At 38.8% G+C, this 14,662-nt stretch carries 13 protein-coding genes and 1 tRNA gene; 7 read left to right on the top strand and 7 right to left on the bottom strand.

What is annotated here, in order from left to right:
• Positions 1-5: 5 nt before the first annotated feature.
• Positions 6-779 (top strand): CPBP family intramembrane glutamic endopeptidase, encoded by a 774-nt coding sequence (locus tag EV07_RS09475; RefSeq protein WP_241434036.1) that lies wholly within the window; start codon positions 6-8, stop codon positions 777-779.
• Here the strand turns inward: EV07_RS09475 and EV07_RS07940 are convergent.
• Positions 701-2,326, bottom strand: coding sequence for a photosystem II high light acclimation radical SAM protein (locus EV07_RS07940; protein ID WP_036919240.1), 1,626 nt, complete (start codon positions 2,324-2,326; stop codon positions 701-703). The two genes, EV07_RS09475 and EV07_RS07940, sit on opposite strands and share 79 nt — an antisense overlap.
• Before the next feature lie 190 nt (positions 2,327-2,516).
• Between EV07_RS07940 and EV07_RS07935 the strand changes: the two genes are divergently transcribed.
• Positions 2,517-2,876, top strand: coding sequence for a hypothetical protein (locus tag EV07_RS07935; protein ID WP_036919238.1), 360 nt, complete (start codon positions 2,517-2,519; stop codon positions 2,874-2,876).
• Between the two features lie 788 nt (positions 2,877-3,664).
• Here the strand turns inward: EV07_RS07935 and EV07_RS07930 are convergent.
• Positions 3,665-3,736, bottom strand: a tRNA-Thr gene (locus tag EV07_RS07930).
• Between the two features lie 18 nt (positions 3,737-3,754).
• Here EV07_RS07930 and EV07_RS07925 point away from each other — a divergent pair.
• Entirely contained in the window at positions 3,755-3,991 is a 237-nt protein-coding gene (locus EV07_RS07925; protein ID WP_036919769.1) for a DUF3493 domain-containing protein, read from the top strand.
• Positions 3,992-4,128: 137 nt separating this feature from the next.
• On the opposite strand, the gene infB is transcribed toward EV07_RS07925, so the two are convergent.
• The 4 genes from infB to EV07_RS07905 all read right to left on the bottom strand — a co-directional run bounded on the left by infB (position 4,129) and on the right by EV07_RS07905 (position 9,843).
• Positions 4,129-7,557: a translation initiation factor IF-2 gene (gene infB, locus EV07_RS07920; protein WP_036919236.1), complete on the bottom strand. Its 3,429-nt coding sequence runs from the start codon at positions 7,555-7,557 to the stop codon at positions 4,129-4,131.
• A 65-nt stretch (positions 7,558-7,622) separates the two neighbouring features.
• Entirely contained in the window at positions 7,623-7,901 is a 279-nt protein-coding gene (locus EV07_RS07915) for a YlxR family protein (RefSeq protein WP_036919232.1), read from the bottom strand.
• Positions 7,898-9,331: a transcription termination factor NusA gene (gene nusA, locus EV07_RS07910; RefSeq protein ID WP_036919231.1), complete on the bottom strand. Its 1,434-nt coding sequence runs from the start codon at positions 9,329-9,331 to the stop codon at positions 7,898-7,900. The genes EV07_RS07915 and nusA overlap by 4 nt, the downstream gene beginning before the upstream one ends.
• Before the next feature lie 44 nt (positions 9,332-9,375).
• The gene (locus tag EV07_RS07905; protein ID WP_036919228.1) at positions 9,376-9,843 is read right to left on the bottom strand and encodes a ribosome assembly cofactor RimP; all 468 of its coding nucleotides are present in this window, start codon (positions 9,841-9,843) and stop codon (positions 9,376-9,378) included.
• Positions 9,844-10,065: 222 nt separating this feature from the next.
• Here EV07_RS07905 and EV07_RS07900 point away from each other — a divergent pair, with 222 nt between their 5' ends.
• Entirely contained in the window at positions 10,066-11,181 is a 1,116-nt protein-coding gene (locus EV07_RS07900; protein WP_036919226.1) for a trypsin-like peptidase domain-containing protein, read from the top strand.
• A gap of 30 nt (positions 11,182-11,211) precedes the next feature.
• Entirely contained in the window at positions 11,212-11,925 is a 714-nt protein-coding gene (rpiA, locus tag EV07_RS07895; RefSeq protein ID WP_036919223.1) for a ribose-5-phosphate isomerase RpiA, read from the top strand.
• On the opposite strand, the gene hisD is transcribed toward rpiA, so the two are convergent.
• Entirely contained in the window at positions 11,903-13,225 is a 1,323-nt protein-coding gene (gene hisD, locus EV07_RS07890) for a histidinol dehydrogenase (RefSeq protein ID WP_036919221.1), read from the bottom strand. The two genes, rpiA and hisD, sit on opposite strands and share 23 nt — an antisense overlap.
• 127 nt (positions 13,226-13,352) lie before the next feature.
• Here hisD and rpsT point away from each other — a divergent pair, with 127 nt between their 5' ends.
• Together rpsT and EV07_RS07880 are read left to right on the top strand one after the other, a co-directional pair.
• A complete protein-coding gene (gene rpsT / locus EV07_RS07885; protein ID WP_036919219.1) occupies positions 13,353-13,652 on the top strand; it encodes a 30S ribosomal protein S20 in 300 nt (99 codons plus the stop codon).
• Between the two features lie 70 nt (positions 13,653-13,722).
• The gene (locus tag EV07_RS07880) at positions 13,723-14,505 is read left to right on the top strand and encodes a TatD family hydrolase (RefSeq protein ID WP_152557613.1); all 783 of its coding nucleotides are present in this window, start codon (positions 13,723-13,725) and stop codon (positions 14,503-14,505) included.
• Positions 14,506-14,662: the final 157 nt, after the last annotated feature.

Raw genomic sequence — 14,662 nt, 5'->3', positions numbered from 1 at the left:
ACAAGATGGAGGATAATAACAGTTCTCTTTTAGTGACTGCGCTAACGTTTACTTTCTTTTTAATTTGCTTGCCTAGCTGGGTAAAGTGGCGATGGAAAAAAAAGAACCCTCGGATTCTTTTGGGATTACATAAAGTTCGAATTCGCGCTTCTTTTAGGGCTTTTTTTAAAGGCATTTTGTGGGCTTTTGGCTTGCTTGGTTTCGTTTTAGCACCTTTATGTTTTACCAGTTGGATCCAGTGGGAAGGGTCTTTAAATGTTGGAAACTTTATTAATGGAATTGTTCTTGGGCTTGGCGTCGCATTTGCAGAGGAATTGATCTTTCGTGGTTGGTTTTGGGGCGAAGCAAACCTTTTATTTGGATCTACTAGGGGAGTATTTATTCAGTCAATAGTCTTTAGTTTGGTACACATCTTTTCACTTCTAGAATCTAATTTAGGCGTTATCGAGGTGTTATTCCTTTTGATTGGCTTATTTTTCTTGGGATTGGTTCTTTCTATAAGAAGACTAATAGATAATGGGTCTATATATGGTTGTATAGGTTTGCATGGGGGGTTGGTTGGGTTATGGTTTGTATTAAATACTAATTTTATAGATGTTTCATTAAATACGCCTACTTGGTTGATAGGTCCAGGAGGTTCTTCGCCTAATCCTGTTGGGGGTGTTTTAGGCATTTCATGTCTTGCTTTATTGCTGTTTCGTTATCGAATGGCTTTTGCGATTGCTGGGCGTCCTTTTAGCGGTGCACGTAATGCTTCCTCTAATGGTGCAATCCCATAGTCTCTTTCTAATAAGTTAATTACTGTGCGCCCAAAATCGTTAGGGCAGGAGTCAAATGCTTCTAAGCAAATCTTGCCAAAAGTTTTTCCCATTGGTTCAGGGTTCCATAAAAGTTTACGTGCAGTCCATGGCATCATGCTCATTGGGTTATATCCAGGCTTGATGAGACCTTGTTCAAAACCATATTGCTCAAGATGAGTATGTGGTTGAAGCCCTATGAAAAAGATAGCTGGATCTATTTTCTCTGCCCCGAAGATTTTTTCTAATTCTCTGTGATAAGCAATGGTTTGACGAATAGTTTCAGGCCTTTCATCAATTACATTGAATGAATAATTCACCGAGACATGATCATTAAAGCCTGCATCAGCAAGCAGCTGGCAATTCTCAAGTACTGTTCGCAAGTTGTATCCCATTCGCATTCTTCGAACTAATTCTTGAGAACCAGATGTGATTCCAATTTCGAAGTAATTCATTCCTGTTTGTACCATTAATTTTGCTAGTTCTGCATCAAGATTGTCTGCGCGAATATATGCCGCCCAACGAATCCCAATCATTCTCTCTTGATGAATAGCTCTTAATAGCTCTTTTGCATCCTCTATATAACGTCTAGCAGGAATGAATTGTGCATCAGTGAACCATATATTCCTAACACCTAAATCATATAATTGTCTTATTTCATTGATAATCTCTTGTGTAGAGTTGACTCGAACTTGCTTACCCTCGACAACTGTATAAACGCAATAACAACAGTTATGTGGGCAACCACGCTTCGTTTGTACACCTATATAAAAATCCCCTCCTTCAAGGTACCAGTCGAATTGAGGCCAAATAGAAGCAATGTATGAATAGTTGCAAGCTGTTTTAATGGATTCAGTTGGCTGCTCATGAATCAAACCTTCCCTAGGACTTTTACCAACAACAAAGCATCTCTCTTTTTCTATATCTTGTCCTAAAAGTAATTTTTCTAATAGAGGTTCGCCTTCCCCTATGGAAACAATTGTCCCCTTTGGAAGGGATTTACCAAGTTGTTCATAAAAAACACTTACAGCTCCACCTCCAATTAAAGCTCTTGCATTTTGTTTAAATTTTCTTGCTTGTTTGAGCCCAACTTTTATTAATGCCTGATTTCTCCAAAGCTCCCCATAATGACTTTTCATCAAACGTAGTCCACCAAGTGCTCCTCGAAGTCTTTTAAAAGGGTTTCGTGCATAAAAAGCTTCAAATGAATGTTGGAGGGGGTTCCCTCCTCGTCCGTCAACAGGAGCATAGATTTGAATGTCTCTCCAAGAAAAAACTAGTAGGGAGGGCTGGAAACTTTTTATGTTAGCTATTAGGACTCTTTTGACATCAATCACAGGCAAAGCTGCAAGATCAAGGATTCTTTGAGGTAATTCTGGGAAGCGCTTGTGTAAGTGATCAGCAAGATAAATTGGTCCAATGGGAAATATTGGATTGCAGGGCAGCCTTATGATTAAAACCTTCTCATCTTTTAAGTCAGAGAGAGCATGGTTTGCCTTATTAAATTTATGGGATTTTGTTTTCCCCATTGGCCAATTTTACTAGCCTGGTAAATTCATTGAAAATGATAACGCAATTTAAAAAGTTAATGTTATAAACTAGGGAGGAATTTCTTAAAACAGGTTAGGAGTATTGGCTACCTATTCAGAAAGAATTTTTTTTACAACAATTTAGAGTATAAAACTATATAAAAATCAAGGATTTTTGAATGATTGAGGAATGACTACTTTGCTTAAATTTGAACTTGTACACATTGGAATAAAACAATCAAGGAGACAAGGCTTTAGGTATAAAAGATTGCTTCATTCGGGCATTTTTGTTGATAAAGGTACCAATAAGAAATCATCGGATTGTTTCGGAACATTTGATGAATGGACAAATGATAGAGCTAGAGATTGGATATTCGCAAGAGTTAAGGAGGTTAAGCAAGGGAGAAAAGTGCATATAGTTTGCGATTGCTGTGACAGCAGAGATCTTAATTATTCTTGTAATGCATTTGATGAAAAGGCAAGAAGGCTAAACCCAAATTGCTATGGGAAAGAATTGGTTCAATTGATTATATCCTTAGCAGTAAAATAAAAGCCTTTAGGTATATTTATATATATTATTTGAGGTATTTGTTTGAGTAATTAGTTCTATTAATTATTAAGAATCCATTATTTCACTGTATTTCCTATCTTTTTACATATCATTTGCAGCATTTTCTGCGACTGTTCTTAGTTTAAACAAGTAATAGCACCACTCATTCATAGTGATATTTCACAAGTGAAGCAAGTAATTAGCTTGAAAAAGCACCAATTTATTATTCTCGCTCTTTTTTAATTAAAATGCAATGGGCATTAAGGCTGATTGCAAGAAGACCAAAACACCGTAATGATATACATATCGAACTCAGAGGCACCTTTTATGGTAGACACTCCACCTGAGTATTTAGCAGAAGCAGATTGACTTCTGGCCCCTGCTCCAACAGTCTCACTGAAAAAGTAGGCTATCGTCTGAAGCGACAAGGATCAATGATTTAGGTGCGTCAATTCAGTCGATACTCTTTCTGCATCGTTTAGGTGCCCTTATAGGAGTTTAAGCCTTACAACTAGGAAAATTGGCCCCAGGCGCCACTAGCCAGAAGCTTCTAAATACATTTTTCAAACTGATTACTGGTTGTTTAATTATTTGTTAATAACTGAATCGGCAAAGGAAGGGAGCTCTTAGAGCTCCCTTCCTTTTTGGTGTTTACGAGAAAACTCTCCATCCATCTTTGATGGACCTTCATATTTCCATGCAGGAGACAATATTATTTGAAACTCTTTTGATTGAAAAGCCCTGTTTTGTTTGCTGTGATTCTAAAATCTTATATAAATAAATAATCATGCCGGTGAGCGGAATTGAACCGCTGACCTACTGGTTACGAATCAGTTGCTCTACCCCTGAGCTACACCGGCTATACAAAGGATTTTACATTGACTTTAGATCCCAAAATGCGAGAAAAGCTTTTGAAAGAGTCTAGAAGTCCCTTTCGAGGAGTCAGGCGTGTTGTCTGGATTGCATTATCGGCTTCGGCAGGGGTTGGTTTATTGATTATGGGAGTAAGATCTTTCTCGGGTGAAACAGTATTATTAAATGACCTTGGGATACAATTAATAGCTTTCTTTCTATTTTCTACTTTTGTGTTTTTAGACCGATCTCGAGAAGATTGAAGGAAATGAGGACTTCCAAAGCCCCCTGCTATTGAATACTTGTGTATAGATTTATTATGTCTACTAAAGAGTTGTGATTGATAATAATTCTCAAGTGACGTTAACTATTTAAGGTATTTGTGATGGAAAGAGGAGGTTTAAGTACTTAATTTTCTACGTTGTGTTACTAGTTTATAACCTTCAATGATGTCTCCCTCTTTCCAATTTGCGAATCTGTCACATCCTACTCCACATTCAAAGCCACTGGAGACATCTTTGACAACATCTCTATTGCGTCTGAGAGAATCAAGGTCTCCTTCAAAGACAATCTGCTCAGCTCTTTTCACGCGTACTTTGCAATTACGTTGAAGCTTGCCATTAGAGATATAGCAACCTGCAACGGCACTTTTGCCAATATTAAATATAGCTCTCACTTCTGCTTCTCCAATTTTTTCTTCTACCATGTCTGGTTCTAGAAGTCCTTCCATGGCTAATTGAATATCTTCTAGAAGTTTATAAATAACCTCATAATCACGAACATCAACACCATTTGCATCAGCAGCTCTTTTAGCGCCGGATGCCATTGAAGTATTGAAACCTATAATTGCGGCTCCTGAAGCAGCAGCAAGATCAACATCAGTTTCAGTTATTTCCCCAGGAGCAGAGAGCAGGACCCTTACTTGTACTTCGTCTTTTGGTAATTGCTCAAGAGAACTAAGTATCGCTTCAACGCTTCCTTGCACGTCAGCTTTAAGGATTAGATTTAACTCTTTTAGATCTCCTTCATTGGCTTGCCCTGACATTGAAGAAAGAGATACCCTCCTTGAAGCCATTTGTTGTGCAAGTCGAGTAGCTCTTGCATCAGAGGCTCTTTCACCAACAACATTTCTGGCAGACTTTTCATCTGGGTAAACTTCGAATTCATCTCCTGCAGTAGGGACTTCATTAAATCCCAAGGCTTCTACTGGACAAGATGGACCAGCTTCTTTGAGCCTCTGACCATTTTCATCAACCATCGCTCTGACTTTTCCTAATACAGGACCAGCTGTTAAAACGTCACCTGATTTAAGCGTCCCATTTTGTACGAGCAGGGTCGCCACGGGTCCTTTTGCTTTATCTAAATGTGCTTCGATTACTGTTCCTTTTGCCAGCCGATCTGGATTAGCTTGCAAGTCTTCGACTTCAGTGACAAGGAGAATCATTTCTAATAATTTATCTATATTTTCACCTTTAATTGCACTAACTGGAATCATTACAACATCTCCTCCCCACTCTTCAGCAACAAGTTCATGTTCAGATAACTCTTGCTTAACACGATCTGGTGAAGCTCCTTCTTTATCTGTTTTGTTGATTGCTACTACTATGGGCACCTTCGCAGCTCTAGCATGACTAATTGCTTCTAGTGTTTGAGGACGTACTCCATCATCAGCAGCAACTACAAGTATGGCTACATCAGTGACTTTTGTTCCTCTAGCTCGCATGGCAGTAAAAGCTGCATGACCTGGAGTATCAAGGAAGGTTAATTTACGTTGCTTCTCATCATGAAGGACATCTACTTGATAAGCACCAATATGTTGAGTAATGCCTCCTGCCTCTCCTGCTGCTACTCTGGCTTTGCGTATTGCATCTAGCAAACTTGTTTTTCCGTGATCAACGTGTCCCATCACTGTTACGACAGGTGGCCTTCTCATTAGGTGCTTAATATCTGTCTCTTCGATCATTTCGACTGTTTTCTTTGCAGCTTCTTCGACGTCATCTTGTAATACTGGAACACCAAACTCTTCTGCTACGGTTTCTATTGTTTGAAGGTCTAATGATTGTGTAACTGTTGCTGTTATTCCTTTAAAGAAGAGAGATTTGATAATTTCTGAACTCTCCACACTGAGTTTATCTGCGAGCTCTTGAACTGTAATGTTGTCTTCAGGAACAACAATCATTTCTGGCCGGATTTGTTTAGCTTCACGTGCTGCACGTAATTCCATTGCTCTTCTACGTTGTCTTTGACGTGTAGATTCTTTTTTCCTCTTTTTCAGTGCGCCTGATGGTTTGGCAGTTTGCTTTTTGGTTACTTTGTTTTTTGGAGTTGAAGGACGTGCAAGGCTTGCAGAAAGAACGACTGCTTGTTGTCCACCTGCAAAACCACTTGTCTCAGCAGTTAATGCATCATCGTTTTCCCCAATAATGTGAACTTTTTGTCGTTGTTTTTGTGGTGATTTATTTCTAAGAGCTTCTAGTTTTGCTGCATCATCCCAATCCGGCTTCCTTTTTCTAGCTGATGAACCTGGAGAACCAATTCTTTGAGGTGGCCTCTTGGGGGCTGAAGAAGGGCTTGGGGTTGGTCTGCTTGTAGGTGGCTTGGCTGTCTGAGAGCTTTCGCGTTTAGGTCCTTTTGGAATATCAGAACGTTTTATTGGAGGACTAACTTTATTTGTGGGTTTCTGCAGTTGCATAAGCTCACCAGGTGCAACTGGTTTTCGCATTCCAGAAGGCATTCCTGGCCTAGGACGTGCTTGTGAACGACCTCCACTATTTCCATCAGAGCGTCTTTGGGGAGACTGTTTGACTACCGAACCTGAGGAGCCTTGCCTAAAGTTTTCATTTTTAGATACCTTGCCTCCAATCCCAGTAGGAGAATTGCTATTCCTTCTTATTGGAGCTCCTACTAGTTCAACTTTATTACTCTTGGTGGGAGGCTTGCCTTGATCTCTAGTTGGAAGATTGTTTCGATTATTTGAACGACGAGGTTGAATTCCAGGATTGCGTTGAGGTAAAGCAGTATTTCTATTTGCTACCCCACTTTGATTCGTTCTGCCAGGCTTAGGTTTGAAATTAGGCTGAAGTTTGGGTCTTGGTGGTGGTGCTATAGGTCTTTGAGGAGCTTTGGCTTGAGGCCTATTGGCTTCAGCTTGGGGTGGGTTTGGGTTGTTAGGTTTAGTTTCTATGGCCGGCTTAATTGACTTGGCGGAATTTGGTGTTCGTAGTGATTTTGGCTTGCTTACAATATCTATCTTTTTGCTAGATGTACTATTTTGTACTGGTAATTTTCTGGAAACAGGAGGTTGAAACTCTTTATTAGGAGACTTAGAAACAGATGTTGTTTTAGGTTGTATAGGAGGAGATACCGAAGGTTTGCTTATAGGAACTTGCTTTGGACGAGGAGTTGAAGGGCTTTGTAGAGTAAGTGGCTGAGATGATTGCTGCTTTTGACTGTCTATAGCTTTTGGTGGAGAAGGAGGTTTAGGCGATTTTGAATGTATTTTTGGTGGATCTGATGGCTTGCTTTTTAAGCTGGGTTCTTTCTTTTCATTTTGTTTTTTAATTGATTTAGATTGTGTTTTAGATAATTCACTAGCTTTTTTCAGAGAGAGAATTTCCTTGCCTGCATTTTGCTTGGCTTGTGACTCAGCCTTTCTAGTTGTTTTTTGTGAAACCAATTCTTTTATTTTGTTCGCGTCTATATCACTTATCGAGCTGCTGTGACTTTTAGCTGAGATCGAAAGCTTTTTAGCAGCATCAAGCACATCTTTATTATCCAGATTTAAATCTCTGGATAGTTCGTAGATCCTGATTTTTCCGCTGCTTGTCATTAAAGTTTCGTGTTGATGCTGACAGTCTTTTGGATGTAGTTCCCTTTAATTGGGTATACACCCTTTTATATTGCCTTAGTAATTGAATCATTGCAGTGATTCAACCTATTTTGCAGCACCTCTATAACACTTACATTGACCTGACACCTCAGGGCTTTCTGTAAACGTTTTCGCTGCCATGCTTCTTTGAGACAGTTCTCATTGGGACATAGATAAGCTGATCTTCCCATTCCTTTGTCGAGAACTACTCCATCCTGACAATCCCTGATTACTCTCCATAACTGCTTGCGATCGAGTATTTGTCTACAAGCAACACAGCGACGCAGGACGCGATTTTGTGTCACCGGGTTCTAGCCTCATCTGAATTAGGGTCTTCTTCAATATAGGATTGTTGATTTTGAGTGTCTTTGGAATTGTTAACAAGATCCTTTTCATCTGTTTCTAAAATTTCGTTATCTCCTTCCGCTTCAAATTCTTCTTCGTCTTCAGGAAGTGGATAGAGTTCTCTCAATCTGGCATCTTCTTCAGCTCTTGCAGCTTGCTCGGCGGCCAAGCGATCTTCAGCTTCTTTTTGAAGGGCTTCTTCTTCTTCCCTTTGAGAAATTAGTTCAGCTACGATTGCATCTTCAGCAGTTTGGTCATATTCCTGGGAGTTTTTTATATCAATCTTCCAACCGGTTAATCTTGCTGCAAGTCTCACATTTTGCCCTTCACGACCAATTGCAAGACTTAATTGATCTGGCGGCACAAGAACATGAGCATGTTGACCTTCTGGATCAACTAGCCTTACAACTTCAACTCTTGCAGGACTCAATGAATTACATATGTATTGAATTGGGTCAGTGGACCAACGAATAACATCAATCTTTTCACCTCTAAGTTCATTGACCACTTGTTGAATTCTTGATCCTCTTGCTCCAATGCATGCCCCTACTGGATCTACTTCTCTTTCAATGCTATCAACAGCTACTTTTGTTCTTGGTCCAACAGATCTGGTAGGAGGATTTGCTTCTCGAGCAACGGCAACGATCCTCACAGATCCTTCTTGAATTTCTGGAACTTCATTTTCAAATAAATAAACTACTAGTCCTGCATTTGCTCTGCTCACAAAAAGCTGAGGCCCTCTTCTTGGAACCTCACTAACTTCTTTTAAAAAGACTTTGAATGTTGCATTCGCTCGATAGTTGTCATTAGGAAGTTGGTCCCTTTTGGGAAGCTCTGCTTCTACTTCTGGCCTTCCTAATCCAGAACTTACAGCCATGATTACAGATTGCCTTTCAAAACGAATTACCCTTGCAGTTAGGACTGGATCTTCAAGATCTGCGAATTCTTCCTGAATCATTCTTCTTTGCTGATCCCTCAGCTTTTGAGAAAGAACTTGTTTGGTAGTAGATGCTGCCATTCTCCCAAACTCTTCTTTCTCAGGAGTTACGTCTAGTACTACTGTGTCTCCTGTTTGAGCATCTTCAGCAACTTGCATTACTTCTGATAGAGCAATTTGATGATCTTCGCTTTCAACTTCTTCTACAATAATTTTGCTAGCCAGTACTCGATAACCTTCTTGATCAAGGTCTAACCCAATATCAAAGTTGCTGAAATATTCTTCTTCAAAAGGATTCTCATTTATTCCTAAGTAAAGAGTCCTTCTATACCTTTCATAACCTTTGAGCAAAGCTTCCCTAAGGGCAGTCTCTACGACTTGAGCAGGGAGTTTTTTCTCCTCACTAATGTCTTCGATTAAATTGTTGAGTCCGGGGAGAAGAACTAATGCCATCGATGATGGAGGGGGGAATTGGGATAAAGGATTGAATTTTGATGCTATCCAGTTGGACTTGCTAGTCGAACTTGAATGACATCTTTTCTTGGAATCTTGTTCATTTTCCCTTTTACATTTATTAGTAGATGTTCTTCTGATCTTGTATGAAGTAAACCGCTTTTAAGAACAAAAGATTGTGACTGATTTTTTGTAGATACTTCAATAGGGAACCCCTTGAATGTCTCAAACTCCTTGTCAGTTTCTAGAATATCATTAAGACCAGGGCTACTGATTTCTAATATATAAGCTGAATTTACTAATTGCGCCCTTTCAATAGAATCGCTAATTGGACCAGTCATCTTTGAACAATCATCCAAAGTTACATCTCCACCATCTTGATGACGAATTTGAACTTGAATTGTCATAGGCTTTATTTGGGTAATTAACTTCAACCCAACAACTTCAAATCCTTCTTTTGCAGCTGAATTGGCAGCTAAATGCTCTAGATCTTTGACGAGTTTCTTTTGCAAGAGACAGGATTGATAGTTGGATCTGAAGCCCAACAGTTTTTAATTTTCACCTGCCTCCCTAAAGGAGGTAACCGTCAGGCAAAATAATTCTACTGGATGATCTTTTACTTTTCTATACTTTCAAAATATTTTGATTTTGAAAAAATTTCTCCCATTTGCCTTCCTTGCAGTTGATTTGGTGCAAGCTTTAAAATCTAGTCAATTGCTTTAGTAGAGAGTTCTATGAGATTTTCAGGATATTTTGCTTGTTTTTTGGCTGTGGTGTTTTTTCTGAGCGGTGTCAGACCTGGTTATGGAATGGAAAAAGTTGGCCCAAAATATAGCCATAGCTTTGTTGCTGAAGCTGTTCAGAACGTTGCTCCTGCGGTTGTTCGAATAGATACTGAAAGGACTGTTGAGCATGAACCTTTTGACCCTACTTTGATTGATCCATTATTAAGGGACTTGCTAGGTGAGCCTGATCTGGGCCCTGAGAGAGAAAGAGGACAGGGTTCAGGTGTGGTGATTGATAAGGATGGATTGGTGTTGACTAATGCCCATGTTGTTGAAAAGGTTGATGATGTAAAAGTGACACTTTCTAATGGAGATAAATTTGATGGTCTTGTGATTGGGAAAGACTTAGTGACTGATTTAGCACTTGTTCGTATAAAAGATTCTTCTAGATTTGATGTAGCTCCTTTAGGAGATTCAGAAGATCTTGCTGTAGGTGATTGGGCTATTGCTCTAGGAACCCCATATGGATTGGAGAGAACTGTGACTTTGGGAATAGTAAGTAGCTTACATAGAAATATTAATAGCCTTGGCTTTTCGGATAAAAGGTTGGATCTAATTCAGACTGATGCAGCAATCAATCCTGGAAATTCAGGGGGACCTTTAGTTAATTATATTGGCGAAGTAATAGGTATTAATACTTTAGTCCGTTCAGGCCCTGGGGCTGGATTGGGCTTTGCGATTCCTATTAATTTAGCCAAGAGAATTTCGAATGAATTGTTGGTTAGTGGAGAGGTTGTTCATCCGTATTTAGGGGTGCAGCTTGTTGCATTAGATGCAAGTATTGCTCAAGAACATAATAGTGATCCCAACTCTTTAGTTGTATTGCCAGAAAGATCTGGTGCATTAGTTCAATCTGTTGTAATAGATAGCCCAGCAGAAAAGGCTGGTTTAAGACGTGGAGATCTTATTGTTTCAGCCGATGAACAAGATATCTTTGATCCAAGTGTATTACTTCAAAAAGTTGAGAGTTCACAAATAGGAAAGCCTTTGTCTATAAAACTTTTAAGGAATAATCGAGAGATTAAACTTTCCATTCAGCCTGAAGCTTTGCCGGTTATAAGATAGAAATCTTTCTATATGTTTAGAGCATTACAGATGACAGATCTACAGACAAAAATGAAAATTGCAGTAGCAAATGCGGCTGTTGAGCAAATAAAAGATGGCATGATAGTGGGTCTTGGATCAGGCTCTACAGCTGCTTTAATGATCGAATCCTTAGGCCAAAAATTGAAAGAGGGTACTTTAAAAGACATCACTGGAGTGACAACATCTTTTCAAGGTGAGGTTCTTGCTACACAGTTAGATATTCCTTTACAAGCTTTTTCTGCAATTAGCAATATAGATTTGGCTATTGATGGCGCTGATGAAGTAGACCCTTCTTTTCAGCTTATTAAGGGTGGTGGAGCTTGCCATGTTCAAGAAAAATTGGTTGCATCTCTAGCAGACCGATTTGTAGTTGTTGTTGATTCAAGCAAGATTGTTCAGAAGTTAAATTTAGATTTTATGCTTCCAGTTGAGGTAATGCCTTCTGCTTGGCAAGTGGTTCAAAAGCAATTAGATAATTTAGGATCTACTTCTGAACTGAGAATGGCGCACAAAAAAGCTGGACCAGTTGTAACTGATCAAGGGAATTTAGTTCTCGATGTGAGTTTTGATAATGGGATTGAGGATCCTGAAAAGTTAGAGAAGCAGATTAATAATATCGCTGGGGTTTTAGAAAATGGCTTATTTGTAAATCTTACTAATGAAGTTTTAATTGGAGAAATAATTGATGGAACTACTACTGTTAATCGTTTGAAGAAATCTTAGATGTTCTTAGCTTTATAGACTCTGCATGACTATATAAACCTTCGCTATTGGCTATTTCAATAATTGCATTGCTAGTTTTTTCTAAAGCATGTTTTGAAAAATTAATTATGGATGAACTTTTCATAAAAGTTTCTACTCCCAGTGCACTACTGAATCTTGCAGTTCCAGAAGTCGGTAATGTGTGATTTGGACCAGCAAGGTAATCTCCTGTAGCTTCTGGACTCCATGGGCCTAAAAATATAGCGCCAGCATTTGTAATCTGAGAAGAAAATTCAACTGGGTTTTCAATTAACAATTCAAGATGTTCTGGTGCGAATTGATTGCTTAATATTGCGCATGTTTCAAGTTTTTCGCAAATCACTATTAGTCCCCACTCTTTAAGAGCTTTAATGCAAATATCTGAACGAGGGTGACCCTTTAATTGATTTTCAAGTTCCAAGTCAATTTTTTCTGCAAGGTTTGAATCTGTTGTCAATAAGATAGAAGCTGCTAAAGGATCATGCTCTGCTTGGGCTAGTAGATCAGCTGCCACTTGACTAATGTCAGCACTATGATCGGCAATAATTAGCACTTCACTGGGCCCTGCAAGTGAGTCAATACCTACTTGTCCATAAACAGATTTCTTTGCAAGAGTTACATAGATATTTCCTGGACCACTAATGACATCAACTCGTGGGATCGTTTCTGTTCCGTAAGCAAGCGCTCCTATTGCTTGTGCACCACCGATTCTAAATATCTTCTTTATTCCAGCAATATATGCTGCTGCAAGAACGGTTTTATTTAATTGACCATTTGGATTAGCTGGTGAAACCATTACAATGTCTTTTACCCCAGCGACTAGCGCTGGTATGGCATTCATAAGAACTGTACTGGGGTAGCAAGCCCTCCCTCCAGGGACATAAATACCTGCTTTCTGAACGGGGGTCCAACGTTTTCCTATTTTTTCTCCGTAAGAACCAGTTAGGAGAATATCTTTTGGGATTTGTTCTTTGTGAAATTCTTTGATTCGCTTTTTAGCTAGCTTTAAAGCCTCTTGAAGTTCTTTAGGAGTTTCATTCCATGCTTTTTCAGTATGCTTGGCCAATACTTCTAAAGGGTCTGGTCTAAAACCATCAAACTTTTCTGTAAGTCTCAATAAAGCCTTGTTACCATAATCTTTGACTTCTTGAAGAATCTCTTGGACTGATTCAAGAACCTTTTCTTGTTTATCTAAACAAGTGCGGGAAGCTATTTTCTCCAAATATTGTTGAGCTTCTTGCAAGTTTTTGGTGCAATTCAATATTTGCTTTCTTTGAGTCAATCTTTTACTTACAAACTCTTCCCTAAAGTTAGGGCTTAAAGAATAAATTGCCTAGAATTTAAAAAAGTTTTTTTTTCTTTAGGTCTTTAAGCTAGGATCTTTTCTAGTCCAGCAGTAATTAGCCTCAGTGGCAAATATTAAGTCAGCCAAGAAACGAATTGAGATTGCTGAACGCAATCGAATTCAAAACAGGTCCTACAAATCGGCAATGAAAACTCTGATCAAGAGGTTCTTTGCTGCATGTGGTGCTTATCAAGCAAAACCTAATGAAGAGCTTAAAACAGATGTTCAGAAATCTATTAATCAAGTTTTTAGTAAGATCGATAAAGCTGTAAAAAGAGGGGTATTACATAGAAATGCCGGTGCTAATCAGAAATCTAGATTAACTAAAGCTTTTAAAAAGACTTTAGAACCTGCTTCTAAATAAGAAAAATAAATCAGAGTGAATTTTTTCATATAGAAAATTAAGATTATGAATACTATCTACTTTTAGAAAATTGAATTCCCTTATAGATAGTCATTGCCATATTGTTTTCTCTACTTTTCAAGATGATTTAGAGGAGGTTGCTTCTCGGTGGAGAGCAGCAGGAGTAAAAAGTTTGCTTCATGCATGTGTGGAACCATCTGAGATACCTGCTATTAAGGCTTTGGCTGACAGATTCCCAGAGCTTAGGTATTCAGTTGGAGTTCATCCTTTAGATACAAAACATTGGAAGGGAGATGAGACGATAGAAGTTTTGAGAAAGTCTGCGCGTGAAGATTCTCGAGTAGTAGCAATTGGAGAGCTTGGATTGGATTTGTACCGAGATTCGAATTTAGAAGAACAAATGGCTGTACTAATGCCTCAACTAGACTTGGCATTTGAGTTGAATTTACCAGTAATTGTTCATTGCAGAGATGCTGCTTCCCCAATGTTTGATTTGCTTACTGATTTGCAGGATAAGGGTCGAGCGGTTTCAGGTGTTATGCATTGTTGGGGGGGGACAGTGGAAGAGATGCAAAGATTTTTGGATTTAGGTTTTTATATAAGTTTTAGCGGTACAGTTACTTTCCCTAAAGCAAAGCAGATACACGAATGTGCTTTAAATGTTCCACAAGATCGTTTTCTTATAGAAACCGACTGTCCTTTCTTGGCACCAATACCAAATCGAGGGAAGCGAAATGAACCTGCATATGTGCAGTCAGTTGCTCTGAAGATTGCCGATATTAGGGGTCAAGATTTCTCTGATATTGCTGAGAGCAGTACTTTGAATGCGAGAGTATTGTTTGGTTTACCATAAATTGAGGATTTCCTAGATAAAAAAAACCAATTAAAGTGTAGTATTAAATATTGTCTTGGCTTGGCATGGTTTCTCTTGATGTGTGTCTTGAGAAGCCTTTCTTTTTAAAGGGTTTAGCTTTCGACTGTTGTCCTTATTAGGTGATTTCGATTGAACT

This window comes from Prochlorococcus sp. MIT 0603 (assembly GCF_000760215.1).
GTDB lineage: Bacteria > Cyanobacteriota > Cyanobacteriia > PCC-6307 > Cyanobiaceae > Prochlorococcus_E.
This window is presented reverse-complemented; position numbering and strand designations above follow the sequence as displayed.